The sequence below is a fragment of the Jejuibacter sp. L23 genome, assembly GCF_050815825.1.
Taxonomy (GTDB): Bacteria; Pseudomonadota; Gammaproteobacteria; order Enterobacterales; family Enterobacteriaceae; genus Jejubacter; species Jejubacter calystegiae.
Map to the genome: position 1 here is coordinate 3,356,482 of NZ_CP138199.1, position 15,144 is coordinate 3,371,625.

Annotated in this window: 15 protein-coding genes; all 15 read right to left on the bottom strand. The window is 44.7% G+C overall.

All coding sequences use genetic code 11. The features are described from left to right. The 15 genes from tadF to SCU88_RS16105 all read right to left on the bottom strand — a co-directional run bounded on the left by tadF (nucleotide 1) and on the right by SCU88_RS16105 (nucleotide 15,141). Entirely contained in the window at nucleotides 1-525 is a 525-nt protein-coding gene (gene tadF / locus SCU88_RS16035) for a tight adherence pilus pseudopilin TadF (protein ID WP_175342255.1), read from the bottom strand. After that, nucleotides 509-973, bottom strand: coding sequence for a hypothetical protein (locus tag SCU88_RS16040; RefSeq protein ID WP_175342256.1), 465 nt, complete (start codon nucleotides 971-973; stop codon nucleotides 509-511). The genes tadF and SCU88_RS16040 overlap by 17 nt, the downstream gene beginning before the upstream one ends. Beyond that, the gene (locus SCU88_RS16045) at nucleotides 973-1,722 is read right to left on the bottom strand and encodes a hypothetical protein (protein WP_175342257.1); all 750 of its coding nucleotides are present in this window, start codon (nucleotides 1,720-1,722) and stop codon (nucleotides 973-975) included. The genes SCU88_RS16040 and SCU88_RS16045 overlap by 1 nt, the downstream gene beginning before the upstream one ends. After that, on the bottom strand, nucleotides 1,719-2,630 hold the full coding sequence (locus tag SCU88_RS16050; RefSeq protein WP_175342258.1) for a type II secretion system F family protein: 912 nt from the start codon (nucleotides 2,628-2,630) through the stop codon (nucleotides 1,719-1,721). Before SCU88_RS16050 ends, SCU88_RS16045 begins: the two co-directional genes overlap by 4 nt. Further along, complete coding sequence (locus tag SCU88_RS16055; protein WP_175342259.1) at nucleotides 2,627-3,550, bottom strand: type II secretion system F family protein; 924 nt, start codon at nucleotides 3,548-3,550, stop codon at nucleotides 2,627-2,629. Before SCU88_RS16055 ends, SCU88_RS16050 begins: the two co-directional genes overlap by 4 nt. Next, nucleotides 3,543-4,796, bottom strand: a complete 1,254-nt coding sequence (locus tag SCU88_RS16060) for an ATPase, T2SS/T4P/T4SS family (RefSeq protein WP_175342260.1) — start codon at nucleotides 4,794-4,796, stop codon at nucleotides 3,543-3,545. The genes SCU88_RS16055 and SCU88_RS16060 overlap by 8 nt, the downstream gene beginning before the upstream one ends. Nucleotides 4,797-4,799: 3 nt before the next feature. Further along, the gene (locus tag SCU88_RS16065) at nucleotides 4,800-5,936 is read right to left on the bottom strand and encodes a hypothetical protein (RefSeq protein ID WP_175342261.1); all 1,137 of its coding nucleotides are present in this window, start codon (nucleotides 5,934-5,936) and stop codon (nucleotides 4,800-4,802) included. Beyond that, entirely contained in the window at nucleotides 5,926-6,399 is a 474-nt protein-coding gene (locus SCU88_RS16070; protein ID WP_175342262.1) for a hypothetical protein, read from the bottom strand. The genes SCU88_RS16065 and SCU88_RS16070 overlap by 11 nt, the downstream gene beginning before the upstream one ends. Further along, nucleotides 6,386-7,645 carry a pilus assembly protein N-terminal domain-containing protein gene (locus SCU88_RS16075; RefSeq protein ID WP_175342263.1) on the bottom strand — a complete coding sequence of 420 codons (1,260 nt, stop codon included), beginning with the start codon at nucleotides 7,643-7,645 and terminating at the stop codon, nucleotides 6,386-6,388. The genes SCU88_RS16070 and SCU88_RS16075 overlap by 14 nt, the downstream gene beginning before the upstream one ends. After that, the gene (locus SCU88_RS16080) at nucleotides 7,642-8,562 is read right to left on the bottom strand and encodes a hypothetical protein (RefSeq protein WP_175342264.1); all 921 of its coding nucleotides are present in this window, start codon (nucleotides 8,560-8,562) and stop codon (nucleotides 7,642-7,644) included. Before SCU88_RS16080 ends, SCU88_RS16075 begins: the two co-directional genes overlap by 4 nt. 17 nt (nucleotides 8,563-8,579) lie before the next feature. Then, nucleotides 8,580-9,026 (bottom strand): prepilin peptidase, encoded by a 447-nt coding sequence (locus SCU88_RS16085; RefSeq protein WP_175342265.1) that lies wholly within the window; start codon nucleotides 9,024-9,026, stop codon nucleotides 8,580-8,582. 49 nt (nucleotides 9,027-9,075) lie between these two features. Next, nucleotides 9,076-9,312: a Flp family type IVb pilin gene (locus SCU88_RS16090; RefSeq protein ID WP_431810025.1), complete on the bottom strand. Its 237-nt coding sequence runs from the start codon at nucleotides 9,310-9,312 to the stop codon at nucleotides 9,076-9,078. A 1,192-nt stretch (nucleotides 9,313-10,504) separates the two neighbouring features. Further along, complete coding sequence (locus SCU88_RS16095; RefSeq protein ID WP_175342266.1) at nucleotides 10,505-10,855, bottom strand: hypothetical protein; 351 nt, start codon at nucleotides 10,853-10,855, stop codon at nucleotides 10,505-10,507. A gap of 203 nt (nucleotides 10,856-11,058) precedes the next feature. Next, nucleotides 11,059-12,918 (bottom strand): autotransporter outer membrane beta-barrel domain-containing protein, encoded by a 1,860-nt coding sequence (locus SCU88_RS16100; RefSeq protein ID WP_175342267.1) that lies wholly within the window; start codon nucleotides 12,916-12,918, stop codon nucleotides 11,059-11,061. A gap of 1,221 nt (nucleotides 12,919-14,139) precedes the next feature. Then, nucleotides 14,140-15,141: an Ig-like domain-containing protein gene (locus SCU88_RS16105; protein ID WP_175342268.1), complete on the bottom strand. Its 1,002-nt coding sequence runs from the start codon at nucleotides 15,139-15,141 to the stop codon at nucleotides 14,140-14,142. Nucleotides 15,142-15,144 lie beyond the last annotated feature (3 nt).

Sequence of the window (15,144 nt, forward strand, 5' to 3'; positions counted from 1 at the left end):
TTAATGGTGAACTCCAGGCATCACAGTACTGCTACCTGACACAAAATCATCTGCAGAGTAAAAAATACCGTTAATTTTTCGGCAGACTGTTACCCGATATACTGAGTTTCTCTTTGCGAAAGATGTCCTGATATCAATGTTATAATCAGATAGCGGCTTACGCAGAGTACATTGCACTCCAGAGCTGGAGGGTAAATGCACAACCTGATAATTCCCATTCTGGTAGGACATCTCCTCAATATAAACATCAAAGAAATCTTGATTACTGTCGGCAATAGCAGGTATATGTTTCCTTACTTGTGCAACATCCTCAGAGCGTAGATTTTTATTGTAAAATAAAGTACTTCTCTGAGAAATCAAAACAACCAGCTGCGATGCAGTCTTTTCCGCACTCACGGTAAGCATCATGACATAAGATTGCTGAAAGCTATAGATAAACAGTCCCGAAAAAAACATAAGTACGAAAACAGCTTCAATAGCGACACTTCCTTTCTCACAATCAATAGAGTTATTTAAAATAATCATTTACTGTTATAACCTCTCGTGAAAGTGTAATTGGTAGCCCCAAAAGTTCACAGATTTCTTCAGCAGATTTCTCCCGCTCAACCTGATAGGTAAATTTAATAAGTTTACTCTTTTCACTGCAATTTCCAGGAGTTCGCTGGGAAATATTATCAAAGCATTGAATCTGAGAGGGCTTATAACTCAGGGAATTAAAATATTCCCACTGTCCGGAAGATTGTATTTGTTGGTCAAAATCCGTGGCCAGCTGAACCGGGTTGTCATTTAACTTCGCCAGATCGATGCGAGCAACTGCCAGATCTTCATTAAATGCTATCATCATTACATCATTTTGAAACTTTAGAAGTTCATAAGTGAATACAATGAAAACAAAAATAATCATAAAAACCATAGACATTTCTATTGTGGCAACCCCTCTCTCGCAGGAGAGCGTGTCAGTATAACTGTTCATCACTGGATGACCTTGATGTTTTTAAGGTCATCCAGTATGTTATTTGCCTGCTGGGCAGAATAGCGCGAAAGTAATAACTCATAAGCATGCCCATTATCACCTTCGCTAATTAAACTAAGAACTAGATTGGAAAACATCTGTGGGGAACTAACATCATGATATGCCTGATAGAGGTTATCGTCTCCGCGCAACGCCTTACCACTTCTTGCTTTCTTCATCCATGACGCAAGACTAATATTTTGTGCCAGTGCATCATCGCCGGGTAAAAATGATTTAGCCTTATCCAACATATCTAAACAAATATCCAGTTCATTCTTCTTACAGTGTGCGACCGCTGCATACATCATACTTTTTCCCTTTTCTGTGTCAGAACGTAAAGCAGAGGAATGAATAAAATCAGCATACTTCTGTATGACAGTATCAAACTCGTTACGCTGCAGGGCATTACGCATCAGCGCCATCTGTAATCGGGGGTAGTCCTTTTGTGACGAATCGATCTCTTTTTCAAGGGCCGTTAATTCGTCAGATTCCATATCATAGCGCATCAGCTTATGATAAATGTCAGCAAGATGAAAACGGGCCGTAACATCATGGACATTTTTTTGTACCTGCGCTCGTGTCAGCTCCAGTGCTTTATCTAATGCTCCAACCTCTACGGCAAGTTCGGCAGTATCCTGTGTCTGATGTGACGCGTGAATCTGCGAACATGAACAGGTAGATAACACAAGTAATATAAGAAATTTTTTCATGAGATCATATCCAGTGACATATTTTGCATGGCACGTAACAGGCCGGGGGCAATAATTTCAACAATAACCGGAAACATAATAAAAAGGATTAGCGGGATCCCCATTTTTGCGTTAACTGCCCCTATCTTTTCTTCTGTCTCAATAAAGTGAAACTGACGTATTTCCATTGCCAGAGTCTGAAGGCTGGATGACATCCCCGTCCCAAACTGAATCGAGTTTTTAACTGTTGCATTAAACTCCTGGACTTCAGTTAATGGCACTTCCTGATAAATACGGTCGCAGGCCTCATCAAGCGATGCATATTTAAGAGTGTTACTAAAGTCTTGCATACTATGCCCTAAAAGAGGTGAAAAGCGGTGTAACAAAGGTAAAATAACATCAAGAGATGCATTGAATGTCATTCCCGTTTTAATACAGGTAGCCATTAAGTCCAGGAAATATATGAAATTGGTTCTAAATTTTCTTATCTCCTGCATATGCTTACGCTCCAGATAGAATTTAACCGCGATATAGTATACGATACTAAAGCAGGGCAAACTCGCAACAGAGACACTGGCGGATAGTACTTTGATCACTAATACTATAAGTACAATCAAATAAACAATTGATGCAATAAGATAAAAAAGAGTGGCCTCTCCTGTTTTATAATAGCCTGCTTTCAGAACCAAGTTATGGAACTGGGTTTTGAACAAATATTTCTCATTGAATTTGTAGAGTCGTGCACGAACATATATAAATGCATCTCTTAGCTTGTTACTCAACTTAATATATTCTGAGAATGTGTTATGTTTCGAAACAATAAAATAAAAGCGATCGTAATATTCCTCTTCGACTTTTTGCTTGCGAACAATCAGAAAAAAAACCAGTATTCCGGCAGCAAAGCATATAATCGAAATGGCCTTAATCATAGTTCAACCTTATTGATCATTTTGGCAGCAATAACAAAGCCCAGCGATACGCTAATGACGACATAAATGACAATATAGTGTCCATACAAGGCACTAAACATATAAATAAAATTATCACGGGCAAAGGAATAAAGAATACCTACCATGATGACCGGAAGTATGGCCAGAATTTTAGCAGCACCGCGAGCCTCAGAGGTCAGCGCCCGGGTTTTCTTTTTAATCACTTGTGCTGATACCAGGTCATCGGCCAGCGCCATCAGCGTTTCCTTCAAACTACTTCCCTTCTGTAAAGAGATTTTAAGATAAGCGCTAAAAACATAATATCCCTTATAGGGGTAGATACGCTCGCCTTTATCAAGAATTTCTTCAAAACTAATACCATTCTTTAACTGTGAAGAAATCCTTTTAAATTCGCGTTGCATAATTCCATTCAGATTCAATGCGGCGGCGTCAACGGCGAGATAAATAGTTTGCCCCACCGCCAGATTACGACTAATCAGACGCAGCGCGTAGGGGAACTGACTCTCAAAATAATCGCTGAAGGCTCTTTTATACTTCTTAGTCACTATCATGCCGGCACTGATCAGTATAACGCCAGCAGATAAAACATAGACGACCGGCGAAGTATCAAATGTCATACAACAAAAAATAGCGAAGATCGCATACCCTGCTACAATCAGAGATGTGATGACAATATTTTTAACGCCATAAACCAACAAAAAATCAGGAGACTGTAATGTTGAGTTGATGAATAAGCGCCTCTTCTGCTTTGGTGCTACCTTTATCTTTGGTCTTCTGCTCGAAAACTCCTCACCAAAGACCAGCCGTAGTTTGCGTTGCAGCAGCTGTCCCCTTATTTTGATATAGACTCCCCAGCCCGCCAGAATGCAACATAACAGGAGCTCAAAGAAACTAGCCATTAAGGATTTCCTTTATCTCCTGCTGTAAGCCACTAAAAGAGACTTTACGCTCCAGCAAAGTACAGGAAATATTACACTGATGTTCGTAGATCATTGAGCCATCCGGCTGCTTAGTGCTATTCAGTACAAACACATCCTGACTTTGCACCACATCTTCCTCTATTCCACCAATCTCACTAATACAGGTAATTTTACGCTCACCTGATGGTAAACGGGCACACTGAACAATAATATCCACCGCCTGTGATATTTGACCTTTCAGAGTACGGGTTGGAATGTTTGCATTGGCCATCGTTAACATACTTTCAAGCCGAACCAGAGCGTCTTTTGGCGTATTGGCGTGGATTGTTGAGAAAGAGCCATCGTGTCCGGTATTCATTGCCTGCAACATTTCGAAAGCCTCTTCACCGCGACACTCACCAATAATAATACGGTCCGGACGCATACGCAGTGAATTGATAACCAGATCCCGGATAGTGATACTTCCCCCGCCATCAGCACCCTGCGGGCGGGATTCTAACCGTACCACATGGGCCTTTTGAATTTGTAATTCCGCGGCATCTTCAATTGTCACAATGCGGTCGCCATCATCTATTTCGTTAGAGATCGCGTTTAACAGTGTCGTTTTTCCTGAACCGGTGCCACCTGAAATAATAATATTGGCTTTGGCCCGGACCATCAGACTCAGATAGTGAGCCATATCTACCGTCATAGAATTAAAGTTAATCAGGTCGGCAAGATCGAGCTTGTCCTCCTTAAATTTTCGGATGGATATCGTGCAGCCATCTAACGCCACCGGGGGAATAATAATATTCACCCGGCTACCGTCCTGCAAACGCGCATCAACCATTGGGGAACTTTCATCTACGCGTCTGCCAATTGGTGCAACAATACGCTGTGCAATACGCATAATTTGATCGTTAGTCTTGAATACACCATCCTGGCGAATAAGCTTACCCGCTCGTTCAATATACAAAGACGAGGTACCATTAACCATAATATCATTCACTGACCCATCGTTCAGAAGCTCCTGGAGTGGACCAAGGCCAAATATATCGTCATAATAGCTCTTCACCAGCTTATCCATATTACGTCGGGTAACAATAATATTTTCCTGGTCAAGGATAATGGCCAGCAGCTGATCAATTGACTTTAGTGTTTCTTCCATCTCTTGCTGTTCAGCAGCATCGATATTCAGACGGTCTATCAGAATACTGCGAACTTTTTCATATTCAGAAGCTTGCATATATCACCTAAAAATCTCATCAATCAGGTTGGCGTTAGATTTTTTTAACCATGGGATGAACCTATGGTTTCCCCCCAGATGACCTGAAAAATCCACCTTCATTGCCAGTTTTGACTGGATATCGCCATCGGTTATCCGCAACCCTGAATACTGCTGCGGTGTCCGGAGGCAAAATAGTTTATCCCTACTTTTTCCATCATTATCCTTTTTGAAGGAAATCCTTTCCTGCAAATAATTGAGATTGTAGATAGATTCTATTTGACTATTAGTCAATAAAACTCTGATATCGCTATTTGCCAGTAGATCCAACCCTGAATGGGAGGTAATTAAATAATAAGGCAGATTAATAAAAATAAATCCATAAATACCGGAAACAGAGTCAATGAATGTATCAATTCCTTTCACTAATGAATCTGTGCTGGCTACATCAATATCATCCATTAACAAATTAAATGAAATATAATCAAAATGGTCGTTAAATTTGTTAATTAATTTATGAGAAGATGGCGCATCCAGTTCCTCACCATCACGGGTGATATGCTGAACAGCCTGGGGATTAGCGCGCACCCCCAGTTCGGCATCGTAATAAATATTCGCAAGGTCACAGTTGATTAGCAACGTTGAGTAAGACTTCAATAATGCGCTATCTTTCAAATTATTAAAAACGTGGTAGCTCAGGTTCACATCCGGTGTGGTGTTGCACAGCGAAATGATCATTGATGCCCGGGTGCGAATATAGCCGAAGCCCTTTAAAAGCACTTTAGTCAGACGAGTAACGTCACCACCTTCAGTAAAATAAGCGGCATAGCCCTGCTCTTCTGCTTTCCATGATGCATCAAGGGAATTGCTGCTACCGGTCAGAACAGCAGGATAGCGTCCCCGTAATATCATTGAGAACTCAGCCACGGCACTGTCATTGTAAGCACTCCCCTCAATAATAAACCACAGCCGGTTCGAAATGTTACTTTCGATAATCGCAATAATATCAGCCGGTGCCGACTGGTGATATTCAACGCCAATACCATAGATATGCAATGCCTCTGCTACTTTTGAGAATTGCTGGCCAGGATTCCCCATGATAATAACCAAATCTCTTTTTCTGGCCGTACCAAAGCGTTTCTTCAGTTTATCAAGATTCATTATAAACCCTTAGATTCCGGTCATTTATATTAGTCGCGCAGGGGGCTAACTGGATATATTGATGTAGCTCAGTCGCGGAACTCTTATACCAGTTGAAATCATCAAGTTGACTGGTGTAGCACTCTGCTTGTCGGTATCTTGCCAGCTGTATCTGAATATCAGCAAAATCATCGATCACTTGCATATGTGGTTTTATCGAGAATGTGTTTTCAAAATAATCACTGACTCGCTGTGCCGCCATATGGTTTTGTGCATTGCTAAAAATACTGACATCGGTAAATCCTTCAGGAACTTTCTCAACGATGGCCCGTTCAATACGTGTGAAGTCATAGCTCCCCGGCCGGTCTGTCATTTTGATTGCAAACACATCATTATCTTTAGCGGAGGACCAACTGACCGGAGCTGAACAGGATGTCAGAAAGACAGTCAGTAACCCGCTGCCGATAGTTTTAATCAATGACATAGTCTGCTTCCTTTAATATTTCCACGGTGGATTTATCGTTTGAATCATTAATATCAAAAAAGGTTTGCCAGGGGCTGGACAATCTGGAGAAGGGAAGATTAATCTCACTTCTCTCTGTTGGTTTCACATATTCTACAGTGGCAAAGATAACCAGTTCGCTTCTTCCGGAATCGAAGCTGGCAGACTTAAACAGCGCCCCCAGTATCGGGATATCACTCAAACCCGGAATTTTGTTGACATATTGGGTCTGACTATTGTCGATCAACCCCCCCAGCACAAAGCTCTCACCATCGCGCATGCGAACCGACGTGGCCACATTACGTGTATTAATAATGGGCAGTTCGGTATCCTCATATTTATAAGAGCCACCCAGCTGTGATGATTCTACCGTTACATCCATGCTGATAGATGAGTCGGTATTGATTACCGGTGCAAAATTAAGTTTCACACCATAATCTTTCCATTCTACACTAGAGCCGTTTTCGCTACGCTGGAAAATGGGGATTTGCCCACCGCCGTGAAAGCTGGCGGTTTTACCATTGGTTACCGTCAGGCTCGGTGTCGTCAGGACATTTGCCAGATTATTCTTAGCTAATGCATTGATAGCCACCCCCAGTGAACTAAAATTCATTCCCCTGATCATGGAGCTATAAAGACCACCACTAATTGACAGCGCACTATTAGAGCCAGAAAGCGTGCCATTACCCCAGTCAATTCCTAAGGTCTCTGTCACCTTTTTTGAGACTTCCGCTACGGTAACCCGTATTTTTATCTGCTGGTTTTTCTGGGTAATCAGAGAATATTTAATCTGATCCTCAGCAAAGTGCTCCTGAACCAGCTTTTTGATATAGTCGATATCTTCACTGGTGTTGACATTGCCACTGATGGTTAATGAACTCCCCATATCAATAGCTCTGACGTCTTTAAACCCTTCATTAGCCAGTAATGTATTAATTGTTGTTGCCTGGCCGTGAAAATCATTGACGGTAACAGGAAGGGTACGTGTTTCACCCTGCTTACCATTAATGATAATATTTGTCTGGCCGCTGGACTTCCCGAAAATATAGATACTATGGTCGTCAATAACTTTAAAGTCGGCCACCTCAGGTGAGCCTACGACAACGGTACCGACAGTGAAATCAGTGGTATACTCCCTGGCTTTGTTAACATCAATATCCAGTGCCAGGCAAACCTGGCTAACAGCCAGTATAATTAAAGCCAGGATTGATTTGGTGATCGCATTCATTGACGGCTCCCGCTCCCTCTAATTTCTATCACTTTTGGTTTCTTCACTGCCAGAGGAGCACCAGAGACAATATCAGCAGCCGTAACCTCCCGGGAATCTATATCGATGCTGGAAAGTTTATTTCTCAGTACATTCACTTTAACCGGTGAAACCACAAACGTGCCCAGTACCTGGGCCTGAATAACACTATCAATATCTCTTTTATTAAAATAGGCGTAGACGATTCTCGTTGCCAATTCGTTACCGATTTTGCCGATTTCACTCGCTTGATCCTGAAGGACCTGCCCTTTTGAAACGGCGGACAGGTTAGTCGTGTTATTTTTCCCATTACGATCGGCAAGACGTTTTACCATCCAGACATTACTGGCAAATTTCTTCACTCGTGTATCTTTATACTCTTTGCCCAATCCCGAACCGCCACTCCGATCTTGCTGATAAATATCCTCCCGATAAATACTATTATCATTAGAAACCAGATAGAGATTTACAAAGCCATAGTCTCCGACATCCGGGTTCAGTATACTTTCAGCACTGACAGACAAAGGGAAGGCAATAAGTTCGGCATTGATTTTATCAGGCAAATTCTTAACATTTTTCGCTGTAATTGCCTGTTCCCGGGCAATATCTGTAATAGCGACAGCTCCGCCGGTCAGCACCTCTGACAGGCTTTTCTCATTAAGTGCACCTGCCAGAGCGGCCGGATGCTCACCGGGTCGCAGTTTTATTGTCTTACGCATGAAAAAACTGCCGTTTACAATGGTACCGGCAATAATGCCATGTGTAGCGACAAAGTAGCTATATTCAACGCTATCGTGAGTATTTTGCTGCTTCGGGGCGGGGCTAAAGCTTTTATAAATTCCCGCTACGCCAACAAACATCATAATAATGGCCAGAATTGCTATATATCGATAGCGCATAACTTTTACCTTTCAACTTAACGAATGAAAGTAAACAAACACAGAGCCGCCGCAATGGGAATGCCATAGGGAATTCCCTCTTTAACCGTATCAATCCTGAAAACCATAGATATCCTGGTTAGCAGAAAGTGCCACATTAGCGCCCAGACTCCCCCGCTAAAAATCACGAAGTAGATAATATCGGGTTGCCATGGGGCAGGGCATAGCAGTAATGTCACGCTGAGTAATTTTATATCCCCCATACCAATAATATTGTGAACTGCCAGCATGAAGCCCACGCCAAACACGACCAGCGGAATAATGACACCGCCAGTAATGTGGTGCGAATAACTCTGATAATTCAACATATAGCAAAAGCCAACCAGCACTAAGGCACTGACTGCCGCGTCAGGAATTCTGCGATAGCGGATATCCATAAACACAATATAGATGGATATAGCAACAATAAATATATGGTAGATCATATGATATTGCTGGCTACAACAGCAGCCAGCCTGTCTAAAAATGATATCTTTATTTAATAATACTTTCAACACCGGTAATTTTGGTGCTCATCGTACTCCAGGCACCTTCCAGCGCTTTAAGGAACCCACCTTTATCGAAAATAAAAAATAGCACAGAGGCCATTGCTACACCAATAATGGCATATTCAATAGCGGTAATACCATCTTCACGGCGCAGACGCGCAGTAACGGATTGCAGGCCTACCTGAAGCGTTGTACACGATTTTAAAACCATATCGTCAATCATAATAAGTACCAAAACAAAATTAAAGACACTGAGTGCTTGTATATACTGGCGTTAATGATTAACGAACCAAAAAACGCCAGCCTACTCAAACCCGGAAATACCAGACAGCTAAAGCTGATAAATCGCGGCGAATTATTAATGATTGTCGAAAAAAAAGAAAATGGTTATTTCGATCGGAAAAATCTTTTTTAATAGAATTTTCCTATTAAAAAATGCCATTCGATCGTTTGTGTCGATCTATTTGATAACAAAGGTCAGGAAAATGCTTCTGAATCAGCTAAATAACGACGATGCATTCTTAGCGCACGGTCACAAAAAATTGAACAATCATCACCACAAATTTCAACATTTTAATTATGATATATATAATATCAAATAAGACAATCCCGAAAGAGTTTAAATCAACAAAAAACAGCGTCCGGATAAAACAACTGTAAGCATGTCCGTTTTATACCCTAAATAATTCGAGCGGCTTCCAGGCGGGTCGCTCCTGCACATCCATGTGTTCGCGACATTTACGCATCCATGCACGGCACCGCGAACGACAAATCGGTTTATCGGTTTGAACAACGCTTTCGTTGGCCTGTAGGGTGAGCCGCAGGCTCGGAATCCCCAGGAGCATAGCTAAAACTATGTGGCTGGGGTGACAAAGCTGTCAGGAACAAATTTGAACGCACTTTGTGCGGCCCTGAGAAGGCGAGACCCACAGGGCCTCGTAACACGGCAAGCTAATGAATCTATGCCGGAGTCGGCATGCCTCGTGGGAAATTACTCTGATGCAGGATGAAATTGAGGGACGCTATCCGCGCTATAGCTGTACGGAGCCTTGTCTGGCACAAAGAAGAGTTCAGATGAAATCAGCAGGTTCATCGCTGGAATGAAATCCGGCACGATGACTGCCAGATCGGGCTCCTGAATGCATTATTAAAACCGTTAATCTCATTAACAAAGGTGGATTAAAGGCATGTCGGATGCATATACTCTCTATGAGAATTGAGAACGTTTGATCATTTTTCCCGCCTGAACCGGCGGGATTTTTTTTACCACACCACTATCACATTACTTAAAATAGCTCCCCTTAATACTGCCACTGGTAATAGCATAATGGGCTAATAGCGAGAATCCTCCCGGATGTTATTGATACTACCCGACTGAATGACGTTATGCGCCTGTTGCCCTGGTGCTCTGATTATTATAGTTCTTTCATACACTTATAAACAAACGCCCGAGACCGTTGGGTGATAAAGACAATTTCTTCAGGTCTCCTCCCCTCTTCCAGATACTTTCGTACCGCCTCTTTATCCTGACTAACACGCTCCCGACGCGACTTACGTTGTGAGTTATCCTGTTGTCCGGAAAGTCCCCTGTGCTGCAATAATTCATTGATTCTTACAATACAATCGCATGCAAACTCCTGCTCTTGTGATGTGGCTCCCGAGTGCAAAATAACACTCTGCCATGCCGATATCGCTCGCCGTAAATAGCCAGCAACTTCCAGCCTTTGCGCATGGGTAATCATATCTTTAGTGGATTTATCTACCATAACAATACGCTGATTTTAAAAATGAGAAAGGAGCCATCAGAAGATAATACACTAATAAAAAAGCATTATTTCTCATCAGCCCCCTCATGCCCGCCCCAACGAAAGCGAAATAAGCCTGACCACGAATGATTGTACGTCATTTACCGGTACCCTTCAGAGTAAATGGCAAACCCCGCCCGGGAAAAGCGGGCGAGGAACCAGACTCAGAAGCTGTATTTAACGCCCAGCGTGGCTTCAGTATTGCTGTAGCCCTTATCGCCAAGCTGCTGACCCACGTTACCCCACAGGGCCGTCCGGTTTGTCAGTTGACCTTCCACACCGAGTTTCATCTCGCCGATGTTGGTCGCCCCCGCCTGCTCCAGCGATACGCCGTTCATGGTCACACCGTTGCGCTTCGTGTTATGCAACCAGTTCACTTCCACAAACGGCTGGAAGGTCCGGTTCTTTGCGGTGTCCAGACCACGGTGTCCCTTCATGAACGCACGCATCCCCAGCCGGGTCTGGGCATTGTCATTTCCCTGGCTGCTGACCCGGGTACCGTTGGCTTCCGTCAGATCATCCGCCTTTACACCCATCCAGGTGACCTGCGCCTGGGGTTCAATAAAGTAGCGGGTCGGGTTGTCCTGCGCACCAGACTGTCCCACCGCCAGGGTATAACCGGTCTCAACTGACGCCGTCACCCCTTTCGATTTGTACTTCTCTGAACTGATATCATCGCCGTTCACATGATTATCGAACCAGCTGTACATCACCTGGCTGTCCACATAGGCACCCGTGTTATCTGCATCATTCTGGTACCAGGTACCGTACAGCCCGACGCTGTAGCCGGTTACTGAGCCTTTTGAACCATGCCCGGACACAGAAGACTGCGTATTGTTGTGGCTGTTGCCGTATCCGGCCATCAGCCCCAGATGGAAGCGGTCGTGGTCATCACTGCTCCACTGTGCCAGGTCGCCACCCAGCTGGGCCACCCAGGTATTACCGGTAGTGCGCAGCTGGCCGGTACTGTCACGGAAACGGTTGTGGGTACCCACCTGGCGCAGCCACAGGCTGGTGACATTCCCTGCGTTATCCAGCACATTCATATACCGGTTCTCCCCGGCACGGTCATGCAGGGTGGTCAGGAACATGGAGGAAGCGGCCTGGTTGGCAATGTAGGTGCCGGCCTCCGGGCGCACCCTGTGGTCATCAGGAATCGGGTCAGGGCCTGGGTTGGGACCAGGATTAGGCCCGGGTATCGGCCCCGGATTAGGGCCGGAATAGCTGCTGTCCAGTACCCAGCTGTTGCCCTTTTTATCCAGCGTATAGTCAAACATCCCGGCCACAATACGCCCTTTTTGTTTAAAGGCACCATCGGTAGCAGTGCCGTCCACATGGATAAGCTCGATACCGTCCAGCGTTTTGTTGCCGGTACCGCCGGCATTGGTGACGGAGACGTTCGTGCTGCCACCGGCATTGCCTTTAATTTCCAGTTTGTCGGTGGGGGAGTTATCTCCGCCAAGAGCGGTATTGAACAGCAGATTGCCGTTGTTGCCGGTGTAGTTACCGCCAACGGTCAGAACCGTGCCCGGGGTACTGTCATACGCCAGGGAAATGGTACCGTCGTTCGCCACGTTGCCGGCGATGGTGGAATTGCCGGTCAGGTTCCAGGCAGACTCTTTTGCCAGCGTCAGTGAGCTGATGCCCTGCATCATGCCGGTAAGCATTCCATCTTTATTCAGAGAGACGTTTTCTGTTCCCCCCTCATTATTTAACAGGTTTCCCGTCAGGCCGGCATTTGTCACGGACAGATTAAGTTGACTTCCGCTGTCGACCGAAGCCAGGATATTGTCCCTTCCGGTAAGCTGGGTACCATTTTTCAGTTCAAGATTAAGCGTTGCTCCGTTGCCTACCCGGATAGCAGCACCGCCATCACCGGAGACCAGGGAGTGATCCAGCTCCAGGTTCGTGACACCGGCAGGATTGTCGCTACGGGGATCGGTACCGATATAAACACCATAGATACCACCGTGGACGGTACTGTCCGCAATGGTGCCAGAAACAGGCATATCGTCTCTGTTCATGATAAGAAGCCCCGTACCATCTGGCGTCACATCTTCAAGAAGAGAGCCGGAATCCACAGCAAATGAGGATTCACCGGAGCCGTCATCACCCGGTGTATAAAGATCGAAAATCATCGCACCACTTTTGACATCCGGGGCAGGGACGGAATCAAGATCAAGTGGTTCTTTCCCTGTTGAAATCAATGTACTACCGTGAATCTGAATTGTATTTTTAATATCACTAACAGCCAGAGCTGCCGTCCCTGCGCTAACAACGGCCTGATTCAGCGTTACTGCGCTTTCAGTTGCGTCTAAATAAATGCCATATTTATCCGCCGTCACCTGGCTCCCATTGATATTTATTGTGTTTCCATCAAAACCAGGCATGGTCGCTATAGCGGTATCCCCTGCATGGATGATTGAGCGGGACGTGGTATTCAGCGTTCCGCCGCCTAACAAAAGAAACGTAAAGACATCCGACGAGTCATCAACAATTGCATTATCAAGAGATACTTCGCCCCCCTGCAGGGTCGCGCCCCCATTGAGTCTGGCCGCGGCTCCGCTGCAGCCAGACAGCAGCAGTTTCCCCTGACTGGTTGTCCATCGCCCTGTCAGTACCCCTCCTCCTTTTACCTCTACCACCCCAGTCCCAATCCAGTTATTGCTGCTGTTATTACCAGCAACGCCACCGTTTTCAATAATTAACTGGCTATTATTTTCAATATCATACGCTTCATTGGGCGTATTTTTATCTATCGAGTGGTTGTTCCCGTCATCAATAACATGGACCCCGGGGGCTGCCATAACTGACGTGGCGCAGAGTGATATCACCCCAGCAAGGAACCGGAGTGGGTATGCTTTCATATGGAATTGATTTAGTTTCATATTTAATAACATTGTTAGTATGTATAGTAGTCCATCAACTATCCTTCCGAATTCAGAAAATTAGAGGATAGTAGTGGGATAGATTGTCTTTACCCTCTCAGGCCAGCAGAAGGCACTATTAAACTTAGGACATGACTAAACTTAAAATAAAACGACTGAGGTTTAATACTAGCATTGTTTCTGGTATTACACGCCATTGACTGATGGCATCACCTTATCCCTGACTACTGACTTCATCATTCGTTTACTGCAATAGGCTAATGGTATAACCATAATGAAATCAACAAGTAACAGATAGACCAGTACAATAGAAAGGAGATGATGTTATTACCAGCTATAAAATCGAGATTTATAATCTTATTTTATAGCCTCTAATTCGATGGATGGCAAAATCGGGCGGCCCTGAGCCTGAATTGTCATATTTTCCTTGTAACCATTTGTTATACCGTCGTGGCAGCCAATAGTGAGCTTGGCCTTCCCCTCTGCATCGCACTGAACTGTTATTAAATAATCACTATCTGAGTCTGGAAAATAGAAGGCACTGTTCTCCCCCTTCTCCATGCTCAATTGCAAAGACAATCCATCCCATGCTTTCCCATCGGCAGTTGCGGCAGTGAAGGTATAAACTTTCCTTCCCCCGACTCTGATGACACCCGGGGAATCTAAATCAGCCTGCAGATCTTTGCTGACGACAAATAACTGCTCAAACTGACATGGAATTTTGTTACACGTCGCGGTAACCGTGGCTCCCTGAGTACTCATGCTGATTGCCCTCAAATATGCGCTGGTAGTTTTCCCATCCTGGTCCGTCAACTGAGGCGCAGAACAGGGCAAAACAGAGGATGAAGTTGTGCTGAACTCCACCTGTGCATCCTTTACTACCTGTCCCTTCGCATCCAGGGCCTGGACTATTAACGGCTCATGAAACAGATCATACTGGCTAAGGTCCCAGGCAAACTGGTTGTTGCCTGATATATATTTCAGCGCAGTAACATACGGAGTCGGGTCAGGGTTAATGCGCTCTTTGACGTCAAGCTTGCAGGGGGCTGGATTGGCACTTCCAGGCATGGATACTTCCAGCTGGAATTTTTCGTACAGTGTTCCTCCCCTGACAAAAAAGGTGACAGTCCCGTCGCTGCCAACCGGTGTTGATAGGTGGTGTTTCCATACATCCCCTCTAAGGCTGACTTCAGGACGGCCCTCATCATCTCCCTCAACCTGAATGGAAATGTTTTGGGTAGGAGGAGGGCTTCCAACATCATAAAAAACCCAGGCAGTCAGTGCACAAGGCGCTTCCGGATAGAGCTGCAAGCTTGCAGCAGACAAAGATATGGTATAAGGATAATCACTCGCTTTCATAGA

Bases quoted from the DNA above. Each gene is read 5' to 3' on its own strand.
- tadF (WP_175342255.1), bottom strand. From the start codon at position 525: ATGATTATTTTAAATAACTCTATTGATTGTGAGAAAGGAAGTGTCGCT.
- SCU88_RS16040 (WP_175342256.1), bottom strand. From the start codon at position 973: ATGAACAGTTATACTGACACGCTCTCCTGCGAGAGAGGGGTTGCCACA.
- SCU88_RS16045 (WP_175342257.1), bottom strand. From the start codon at position 1,722: ATGAAAAAATTTCTTATATTACTTGTGTTATCTACCTGTTCATGTTCG.
- SCU88_RS16050 (WP_175342258.1), bottom strand. From the start codon at position 2,630: ATGATTAAGGCCATTTCGATTATATGCTTTGCTGCCGGAATACTGGTT.
- SCU88_RS16055 (WP_175342259.1), bottom strand. From the start codon at position 3,550: ATGGCTAGTTTCTTTGAGCTCCTGTTATGTTGCATTCTGGCGGGCTGG.
- SCU88_RS16060 (WP_175342260.1), bottom strand. From the start codon at position 4,796: ATGCAAGCTTCTGAATATGAAAAAGTTCGCAGTATTCTGATAGACCGT.
- SCU88_RS16065 (WP_175342261.1), bottom strand. From the start codon at position 5,936: ATGAATCTTGATAAACTGAAGAAACGCTTTGGTACGGCCAGAAAAAGA.
- SCU88_RS16070 (WP_175342262.1), bottom strand. From the start codon at position 6,399: ATGTCATTGATTAAAACTATCGGCAGCGGGTTACTGACTGTCTTTCTG.
- SCU88_RS16075 (WP_175342263.1), bottom strand. From the start codon at position 7,645: ATGAATGCGATCACCAAATCAATCCTGGCTTTAATTATACTGGCTGTT.
- SCU88_RS16080 (WP_175342264.1), bottom strand. From the start codon at position 8,562: ATGCGCTATCGATATATAGCAATTCTGGCCATTATTATGATGTTTGTT.
- SCU88_RS16085 (WP_175342265.1), bottom strand. From the start codon at position 9,026: ATGATCTACCATATATTTATTGTTGCTATATCCATCTATATTGTGTTT.
- SCU88_RS16090 (WP_431810025.1), bottom strand. From the start codon at position 9,312: ATGATTGACGATATGGTTTTAAAATCGTGTACAACGCTTCAGGTAGGC.
- SCU88_RS16095 (WP_175342266.1), bottom strand. From the start codon at position 10,855: ATGGTAGATAAATCCACTAAAGATATGATTACCCATGCGCAAAGGCTG.
- SCU88_RS16100 (WP_175342267.1), bottom strand. From the start codon at position 12,918: ATGAACAGAGACGATATGCCTGTTTCTGGCACCATTGCGGACAGTACC.
- SCU88_RS16105 (WP_175342268.1), bottom strand. From the start codon at position 15,141: ATGAAAGCGAGTGATTATCCTTATACCATATCTTTGTCTGCTGCAAGC.